At 55.1% G+C, this 8461-nt stretch carries 9 protein-coding genes; 5 read left to right on the forward strand and 4 right to left on the reverse strand.

Annotated elements, in window-relative coordinates:
- Nucleotides 1-250: hypothetical protein (locus tag ACWIZX_RS06355; protein WP_448335180.1), on the forward strand; the 250-nt coding region annotated here is incomplete at its 5' end.
- 577 nt (nt 251-827) lie between these two features.
- Here the strand turns inward: ACWIZX_RS06355 and ACWIZX_RS06360 are convergent.
- On the reverse strand, nt 828-2045 hold the full coding sequence (locus ACWIZX_RS06360) for a YibE/F family protein (RefSeq protein WP_448335181.1): 1218 nt from the start codon (nt 2043-2045) through the stop codon (nt 828-830).
- Between the two features lie 149 nt (nt 2046-2194).
- Here ACWIZX_RS06360 and ACWIZX_RS06365 point away from each other — a divergent pair, with 149 nt between their 5' ends.
- Nucleotides 2195-2485 carry a PilZ domain-containing protein gene (locus ACWIZX_RS06365; RefSeq protein ID WP_322794276.1) on the forward strand — a complete coding sequence of 97 codons (291 nt, stop codon included), beginning with the start codon at nt 2195-2197 and terminating at the stop codon, nt 2483-2485.
- 267 nt (nt 2486-2752) lie between these two features.
- Nucleotides 2753-3370 carry a superoxide dismutase gene (locus ACWIZX_RS06370; RefSeq protein WP_448335182.1) on the forward strand — a complete coding sequence of 206 codons (618 nt, stop codon included), beginning with the start codon at nt 2753-2755 and terminating at the stop codon, nt 3368-3370.
- 38 nt (nt 3371-3408) lie between these two features.
- Here ACWIZX_RS06370 and ACWIZX_RS06375 read toward each other — a convergent pair whose 3' ends face one another.
- Entirely contained in the window at nt 3409-4338 is a 930-nt protein-coding gene (locus tag ACWIZX_RS06375) for a YihY/virulence factor BrkB family protein (RefSeq protein WP_322794274.1), read from the reverse strand.
- 6 nt (nt 4339-4344) lie between these two features.
- Complete coding sequence (locus ACWIZX_RS06380) at nt 4345-4698, reverse strand: MGMT family protein (protein ID WP_322794273.1); 354 nt, start codon at nt 4696-4698, stop codon at nt 4345-4347.
- 63 nt (nt 4699-4761) lie between these two features.
- On the opposite strand from ACWIZX_RS06380, the gene ACWIZX_RS06385 reads away from it, so the two are divergent.
- The gene (locus ACWIZX_RS06385; RefSeq protein ID WP_448335183.1) at nt 4762-5688 is read left to right on the forward strand and encodes a M23 family metallopeptidase; all 927 of its coding nucleotides are present in this window, start codon (nt 4762-4764) and stop codon (nt 5686-5688) included.
- Between the two features lie 248 nt (nt 5689-5936).
- Entirely contained in the window at nt 5937-6803 is an 867-nt protein-coding gene (locus ACWIZX_RS06390; protein ID WP_448335184.1) for an HAD hydrolase family protein, read from the forward strand.
- Here the strand turns inward: ACWIZX_RS06390 and ACWIZX_RS06395 are convergent.
- Nucleotides 6764-8164, reverse strand: a complete 1401-nt coding sequence (locus tag ACWIZX_RS06395) for an alpha/beta hydrolase family protein (RefSeq protein ID WP_448335185.1) — start codon at nt 8162-8164, stop codon at nt 6764-6766. The genes ACWIZX_RS06390 and ACWIZX_RS06395 overlap by 40 nt on opposite strands.
- Nucleotides 8165-8461: the final 297 nt, after the last annotated feature.

Genomic DNA, 8461 nt, shown 5'->3' on the forward strand with positions numbered 1-8461 from the left:
CAGGGCTGGCGCACGAAGTAAGCCAGCCCGAAGCGGAGCGATTATGAACGTGAAGCCGGAGCGAACCCGTGAAACGGGTGAGCGAAGGCTTGACCTACCATTGGCTGGCACAGCCAGCCAGCGCATCCGTGGGGGGCTTGCCCCCCGCGGGGCGCAAGCTTTCAACGCCCCGCATTTGCTAGCCCGCAGTGCGGAGCACAAGGGCGGTAGCAAAGCGGGGCGTGCACCACAAGAGGGGTGGGTGAGGTGAGCGGAGCGAACCGAACCCACTAAAACCCTACCTTTCCGCAGGGGCGCACAGTACCTTATCCGTCTTTGGCTTACTGGTGCAATGGTTTTTCTTTGCTTTGGCTGGGATGATGACTTGCCTTTGAAAGGTGATTCAATACCGGTTTGCCAAAATCACCTGTGGGCTGGTTTTGGGGTGGGGGTCGTGAATCATGTACCCACTTTCACCGGCGAAACATGATTCAGAACCGGTTTACCAAAATCACCTGGGGGCTGGTTTTGGGGTGGGGGTCGTGAATCATGTACCCACTTTCACCGGCGAAACATGATTCAGAACCGGTTTGCCAAATTCGGCGGTAGGCCGGCTGGGGTGATGGTTTTCAGGGCGTACGGGTGAATAAAATCATTGGCATAGGTTGAATGTTTGTGGGCTGGGGTTTTGTGGGCTTCAATCCGTTTTCTGAAACGCATTGGTTGATTGCGTGCTGTAAGGGTTAATCGGTTCTAAATCCTACTACTGATTTGTTTATCTCCTAGATAAACAAATTCCCCATTGTAAAAGTTGATGTGAAAATGATTTATCCCGAATTGACGTTAACTTAATGAAAGTGGCTGTGTTCTTCCGTACCGGTTTCGGGGCCGAGCCAGCGCCGCCATTTCCCCATGCGGTGGGCGTACACCGCTGCCAGGCAGGCCAGCGCGGTGGTGATTGGCACCGAGGCGAATAAACCAATTGAGCCAACCAGTGTGCGCACCACTTCTTCGGCAATGAAGTTCAGGTTGAGCAGCAAACCGGGGTTCTGATTATTCAGCGAAAACATCAACAGCATCGGCAGCGATGCGCCGGCATACGCCAGCACCAGCGTGTTGACCGTGGCGGCAACATGATCACGCCCAATGTTCATTGCCCGGCGGTAGAGAAAGCCCAGGCTCAAGGCCGGATTTGCCCCGTGCAGTTCAAACACAGCCGAGGACTGGCTGATGACCAGATCGTCCAGCACCCCCAGCGCTCCGATGATCATCCCTCCCAACAGCAAGCCGCGCATGTCAATCGGCGTGGCGGTCATTTGAGCAAGAAACATCACATTTTCATCGCCAAAACCGCTCAGACGGGTGAAATTGATCGAAACCCAGGCCAGTGCGCCGGTGATGACCAGTGCAATCAACATACCCAGCACCGCCGCGTGCGTCTTCAGCGTCCAGCCATAGACGATGTAAAGGGAAACGGCCAGAAAGCCGAACGAGCCGATGATGCTGACCAGCACCGGGTTTTTACCCGCCAGAATCTGGGGGATGATGTAGGCAACAATCACAATCAGGCTGAGGGCAATCCCCAGCAGTCCGCGCAGCCCTTTCCAGCCACCAATCAGGACGCTGAACAGGACAAAAATTAGAAAAAGCTGTAGAATGCTGCCGATGCGGATGAAGTCGGTGAAGAAAGCAACAATTTGTCCATCCGGTCGTACACCGACCGAGATTAACACCTGTTCGCCGGGGCGAACATCGGCATCATTCGGGCGGATTTGTTGCAAACCGTACTCGATTTCGACAATTTGACCGGCAAAATTGCCTTCTAAAACGCGGGCGGTGAAGACCTGATAGCGCTGGGGGCGTTCGCCGAGGGTGATTTGACCGGTTTCGAGGATTTCCAGCACCTCGGCGCGCACCGTACTGGAATCATAGCCTACCTGACCGGCCGGGCGCTGGCTGCTGAAGAGTGTGCTGAGTCGCGGGACGAGCCAGACGATCAGAACAATGCCGGCAATTACGGCCAGCAGGCTGAAAAACAGAGCAATGCGGTTGCGGTTAGGCTGCATAAGGGTTTGCGAAGAAAGATTATAGCATAGGCGGGAAAGGGGAAGAGGAATAAAAAAATAACAGACAGGGAACTCTACTTTTATTCTGGCACGGAATATGCTATTATTTGGGTAGCAGATTACCGAATGAGACCTACCCGGAGATTAAAATGCAAGACCGCTTATCCCCCCAATCCACCAATACCCGTCGGGCTAACCGCATCGTTTGGGAACGCCCGGTTTTAATCGTTGATCCCATCCGCGCCAGTGGAAAGACCATCAATGTCAGCGCGGTTGGGATTTTGCTCTCCACCGACCGGCATGTCAACCTGCCGCTGGGTGCTGAAATTGCCCTTTCCATTCCCCATCTGGAAGGGCGCGACTCGATGGTGGTACACGGCAAGGTCGTGCGGGTCGAGCGCACCGCTCGCGACATGCGCGTAGCAGTCAACCTGACTTAACCACTCTCCATCGGGTTGTTTTGGGGTGTGATGGATAATTTGCCGCCCGGCGGTTGAGTCGGGCGGCTTCTGATTTAAGGGTGATGCCTGCTCATAGGCGGGTGATGGGGAACATCCCCCGCCTGTACGAACTCGATATGAATCTTCTACAATCTCAATTGACTTCGCGTCAAAATCGTAGTATTATTATCATAATAATATAAATAAATACCCCGAACGGGTGGGGATATCAACAAAAAAGTACAAAAAAAGAAAGGAAATAGAAATATGGCAAAAGTATTCGAACTGCCTCCCCTGAAATACGCCTTCAATGCTCTGGAGCCTGCCATTGATGCCCGCACCATGGAAATTCACCATGACAAGCATCATGGCGCGTATGTCGCCAACCTGAACAAAGCCTTGGAGAGCGCGCCGGAATGGTTTGACCATCCCATTGAAGAGATTTTGCGCCGCATCAACGAAGTGCCGGAGAATATCCGCACCGCCGTGCGCAACAACGGCGGCGGGCACCTCAACCATACCCTCTTCTGGGATTGGATTGCCCCCGGCGGCAGCAAGACACCGGTTGGTGAAATTGCCAAAGCCATTGATGCCTCCTTCGGCTCATATGATGCCTTTGTGGAAAAATTCAGTAACGCCGCTGTGACTCGCTTTGGCTCCGGCTGGGCATGGCTGGTGTTGGATGGCGATAAGAAGCTGCAGGTTTATTCCACTGCCAATCAGGACAGTCCCTACATGGACGGTCACATCCCGCTGCTGGGTCTGGATGTGTGGGAACATGCTTACTATCTGCATTATCAGAACCGCCGGCCGGATTACGTCAAAGCCTTCTGGACGATTGTCAACTGGGATTTTGTGGAAAGCCGGTTTCAGGCCAACCGCTAAAATTTAGCCGACATTGGAAAAACTTCAGACAGCCGCTCTTATGCGGCTGTTTCTGTTTGTTGACTTTCTGTGGAGGGATGGAGGGTGCGGCGTGGTTTACGCTGGTCAATCGTGGCGGTCAGATGGGCACCCAGCAGGATGATGGTGCAGGACAGGTAGATGTAGAACATCAGCGCCAGGACGGTGCCGAGCGAGCCGTATAAAATCTCATATTGCGCCAGGCCGCTGGATAAATACGCACTGAAACCAAATTTTGCCAGTTCCCAGGCAACACTTGTCCACAAGGAGCCCCACATACAGGCCCGCCAGCGCACTTTGGTATTCGGAATCCAGCGGTAGATGATCAGGAACATCAGAAAGGTGAAGAAGGCCGGGATGAGCACACGCAGATAGGGGTAGATGACCGTATTTTCCAGATGATCGCCGTTGAGAAAAACCTGATCAAAAATGCGAATCAGGTTGAATACTGCCGTGGAGAGCAGCGAAAGCACCAGCAGCAGGATGATCATACCGATCATACCCAACGCCAGCAATCGGGTGCGGATGACATCGCGCGGCTTGAGGTTGAGCCAGGCGTGGTTGATGTTGCGCACCAGTGTATTGAAGAAACCGGAGGCTGACCAGAACGCTCCCAAAAGACCGATAACGCCGATTGTGCCGCGCCGACTGAGAATGACCTGTAAATTGCGTTCGATGAGCGGTTCGGCGTTGGGCAGGGCCTGAAAGACCAGCGTCAGCACTGCCTGATAGGCATCTTCCCGCTTGAGGATAAAACCGGCCACCGAAATGAGGATCAGCAGGAGGGGGAATAACGAAAAAAGGGCATAATACGCCAGACTGGCAGCCGCTTCACTGCCGCGCGCCAGCGTAAAGTTTTTGAGGGTGACACGGATGATTTCAATTGTCCCGCGGCTGAAACGGTTGAGCCGCAAATAATACGGCAGGATGGCTTGTTTCAAGTCAACCATGCTGGCTTAACCTTGAGCGGGATGGGGCAGCTCTCCGTTGCCGTTCCAGCCGAAGCGTTCAAAATTCACGCTGTCGTTTTCATCGAACTGCACGCCTTCTTCGAGCAGCAACTGCCGTTGAATGGCCCCGCCAATACCGGGCAGGCTGATGCGCCCTTTGGCGTTGATGACCCGCTGCCAGGGTACATCCGTGCCGGCTTTGAGCGCTGCCAGCGCATAACCGACCTGACGCGGGCCGACTCCGCCGCCAACCATGCGGGCAATTTGTCCGTAACTGGCTACCCGGCCGGGTGGAATCCGGCGCACAATTTCATAGATGCGCTGATTGATCGAAAGGTCGTTAAAGATGTCGTCTTTCATTCCGGTTTTTGGTGTTCAACAGGGTATTCATGGGCGGAGTTTGTTGCTTAAACATGATACCCCATGCCGGAAAAAAGCGGAAGCAGATTAGCCATTTGGCTGCTGGTTAACGGGTACAATTTACCCATGCGCTGCTTGAAACGCTGGATGGGATGGGCAATATTTTGGGCGTGGTTGTTGACCGCCTGTTCGGTGAGTGATCCGCCGCGAGATGTTGAGCCGGCCCCACCCTCCCCGCATCCCTCCGCAACACGGACGATAACCACCGTTCCCACCCTGACGCTGCTGCCCCCTGTTTTAACCCCGACGGTGTTGTCCCTTCCTCAGGTTTGCTCTCCGCTGGCCGGTTATGATTTGGAACAACTGGCAGGACAGGTTTCCAATCCCTATCACCCACCCCCGCCGGGCAGTGATGATCCTCATTACGGTGTGGACCTGGCTGATTTCGACCAGAAGGATCGGATTGCGCGCAGCGGGATGAGCGTTCAGGCGGTTTTGAGCGGGCGGGTAGCAGGGATAACGGCCGGGCGTTTCCCCTACGGCAATCTGCTGATTGTGGAAACCGCTCTGTCTGAGCTTGACCCCCTGCTGGTTGCCCGGTTGGAATTGCCGGAGTTCCCCCCTGAAACCATTCGCCCGCTGGCCCTGAGCTGTCCGCCTTATCCGTTGCCGTCGGACTGGCAATCCCGCCCGCGCTCGTTGTATTTGTTGTATGCCCATCTGAAATCTGCACCGACCTTTGCGGTGGGAGAGGAAATTAAGTGCGGCCAGGTGGTGGGCACAATCGGCGATTCCGGCAATGCGCTGGCGCCGCATTTGCATCTGGAAGTGCGCCTTGGGCCGGCGGGAATGATTTTTGCCCCCATGGCACACTATGACCCCTCTGCCAGCAGTGAGGAGATGGCTGCCTACTGCATGTGGCGGGTCAGCGGTGCATTTCAGAGTATGGACCCGTTCTGTTTGCTGGACGAATGTTCATCTGCCCGATAAAATCGAGTGATCCCTTGTGTTTTTCCTGTTTTCGGGCAATAATTGGGCTGTTTTGGTTAGAAAATGTGAGTTCGGCTTAAGGGCAAAACCTGACGAGTAGCGAAATTACCCCCTCCCACCTCCCCCAAACATCGCTGGGGCGGTTTGGGGGAGGCGCAGGAGGGGGCCGAAAATGTGAAAGTGGAGATGAAAAGGATTTGCCCCGAGCTGACGCTGGAAAGGTAGCTGGTGTGGAGTTTATGGATAGCATGAAGTTAATGAAACTGGTGATTGCCGTGGATATGGACGGCACCATGTTGTTTGCCGATAACCGTTTTCATCCGCTGGATGTGGCGTTTTTGAAACAGGAATTACCGCTGACCGTCATCTTTGCCACCGGCCGTTCTCTGACCGGTATGCGCCTGCCTTTGACCATCAACGGTTTGATTGGAGAAAGTGAGCCTGTTCCTTATCCCCTCGTGCTGCACAACGGCGCGCTGGTGTATCTGCCGGGGCAGCGGGTACACCGTCATTTTGCCTTTGAGCCGGGCATTGCCGCTGAACTGGTGCAGCGTGTGCTGGCCTTTCCGCAGGATCTGGCAGTGGTGGCGCAAGGCGAAGGGCGCGAATGGCTGATTCGCACCTCGCCTTACGGCGGACCGCGTGCCATTTATTACGGTTACCGGCCACTGGCATGGCAGCCGGGTGAAGCATTGCCGGTTTTCAGCAAGTTGCTGTGTATTTCCGATCAACCTGAGGTTTTGAAAGAACTGGAAGAAACCCTCCGTTCTTTGCCCTTGGAGGGTAACTCCAGTCTGGGTGACCTGTACGAAATGACCCCCAAGGGTGTGACCAAAGCCACCGGTTTGAATGCGTTACTGCCGGCGCTGGGCGTGGAGGATGTGCCGCTCATCACGGTTGGGGATGGTGAAAACGACTTCACCATGCTGGATATGGCTGATCTGGCCTGCGCGCCTGCCAATGCTCATCCCCCGCTGAAAACCCATGCCCAATTCATCTTTGACCGCAGTGAGCGCGGCATTTTCCAGCCGGTGCTGGAAGCCGCGATGGAGCGGCTGCCCCTGCCGGAGGCGGTTCAGGGCCAGTTGCGGGCGGTAATGGTCACTTCCGGGTAATCGGCTGAGGGGCTGTCCAGCAGCGGGGCAGGCAGGTTTTTCAGATGGCGGTTAAAGAAAGCCAGACTGTACTGGTTGAGGATGCGCACCATTTGACCGCCGTTAATTCCCCCGGAAAAGCCCAGGGCAGCGTTAAGCGGTGAAACCAGGGTGAGGTCGGTAAAGTCGTAGTGGGCGCTACCCTGAATGGTGAGCAGGTAGGCGGGTGCGTTCACCTGTTGAAAGACCTCTTCACGCACATATTCACTTTCCTGTGCGGCAAAGAACAGCACCGGCTGCTGCAGAGACTGGGAGAGTACCGGCTCATACTGCGGGCTGTCAAGGGTCAGTAAAGCGTCGCAGCGGCTTTCCTGCAGGCACAATCGGCTGGCAGCCGAACCACCAAACGACATTCCACCCACTCCTACCCGTTCAACGTCCAGTTTACCGCTCAGTTGTGGCAGCAGGCTTCCCGATTGAAAATCGGGCAGATGGTTGAGAACGAAGCGCAAGTCGTCCGTCCAGATGGTCAGGCTTTTATCCCGAAAATTGGCATCCTGAGAAAAGCGGGGGGCGGTTTCGCTTGCAAAGCGGATTAAGCTGCCGCTCTTGTCCGGCACTGCGGCTGCCTGAAACGGATGCCCTACGCTGATCACCACATAACCGTGGCTTGCCAGGGTTTCCATCAGGGAAGAATTCTGCTGTAAATATCCCAGCCGATAACCGTGTGAATACAGAATTACCGGAAAAGGCGGCTGTCCGCTGACCGCGGGAGCATCCAAAACGGCATGAGTCTGCACCAGCGAAAGGTGATCCAGCAAAAAGAAAGGCAGCCCCAGCATTGCGGTCAGTTGACGGCTGATTTGGGGCTGGTTCAGCCAGTAAGTTGTGGGCCGCTCTGCCGGACTGACTTCGGCGGGGTACCAAATCATCAGGGGCACCTGCCGCTGGTCATCCGGCTGGCTGGTGAAGATTTCTGCACGTTCGGTATCCGTCAGCACCAGCTGGCTGACCCCCACGGCAAAGCCGCCGCCCGGCTGCGGCAGGCTGAAAACCGGGATGAGGGTCGGCAGCTGCGAAACCAGCAAAAACAGCAGCAATCCGCCGAATACCAGCCCCAGTCGTAACCAGACCGGCTGATGGGTTGAACGGCTGGCAGGTGAACGCAGCAGGCGGGTGTTATTGGCCAGCAGTGCCAGAGTCAACAGGTAAGCCGGGATCATCTGCCAGCGAGAACCCTCGATGATGAGGTGCAAAATAACCAGCAGACTGACCAGGAATGGCAGGTAAAGGATAAGGCGCGAACGGCGCTGAGGAGGTAAAAATGTCCACGCCAGGGAGAACAACAACAAAATCAGGATGACATTTTCCAGAAAACGCATTTCTGACCTTACTCCGTCGGATGAGATGTTTTCCCCATTATCTCACAGGAAGGCCATCGGCTCAGCCTCTGGTCGGAAGTAATCCCGATTGCTTTTGAAAAAAAGAAACCCACTTAAATCAACGTGAGCTCGGGATAAGATCAAAACCTTGCAGGCAATACCAATCACCCCCACCTGCACCTCCCCCAAAATCGCGCCTGCGATTTTGGGGGAGGCGGGAGGGGGACGAGACTCGAAAGTTGATGTAAAAATGATTTATCCCGAATTGATGTTAAATCAAAGACGGCTGGCGTTTTC

This window comes from Bellilinea sp. (assembly GCF_053501535.1).

Coding starts and splice junctions, on each gene's coding strand:
- ACWIZX_RS06360 (WP_448335181.1), bottom strand. CDS start 2,045: ATGCAGCCTAACCGCAACCGCATTGCTCTGTTTTTCAGCCTGCTGGCC.
- ACWIZX_RS06365 (WP_322794276.1), top strand. CDS start 2,195: ATGCAAGACCGCTTATCCCCCCAATCCACCAATACCCGTCGGGCTAAC.
- ACWIZX_RS06370 (WP_448335182.1), top strand. CDS start 2,753: ATGGCAAAAGTATTCGAACTGCCTCCCCTGAAATACGCCTTCAATGCT.
- ACWIZX_RS06375 (WP_322794274.1), bottom strand. CDS start 4,338: ATGGTTGACTTGAAACAAGCCATCCTGCCGTATTATTTGCGGCTCAAC.
- ACWIZX_RS06380 (WP_322794273.1), bottom strand. CDS start 4,698: ATGAAAGACGACATCTTTAACGACCTTTCGATCAATCAGCGCATCTAT.
- ACWIZX_RS06385 (WP_448335183.1), top strand. CDS start 4,762: ATGCCGGAAAAAAGCGGAAGCAGATTAGCCATTTGGCTGCTGGTTAAC.
- ACWIZX_RS06390 (WP_448335184.1), top strand. CDS start 5,937: ATGAAGTTAATGAAACTGGTGATTGCCGTGGATATGGACGGCACCATG.
- ACWIZX_RS06395 (WP_448335185.1), bottom strand. CDS start 8,164: ATGCGTTTTCTGGAAAATGTCATCCTGATTTTGTTGTTGTTCTCCCTG.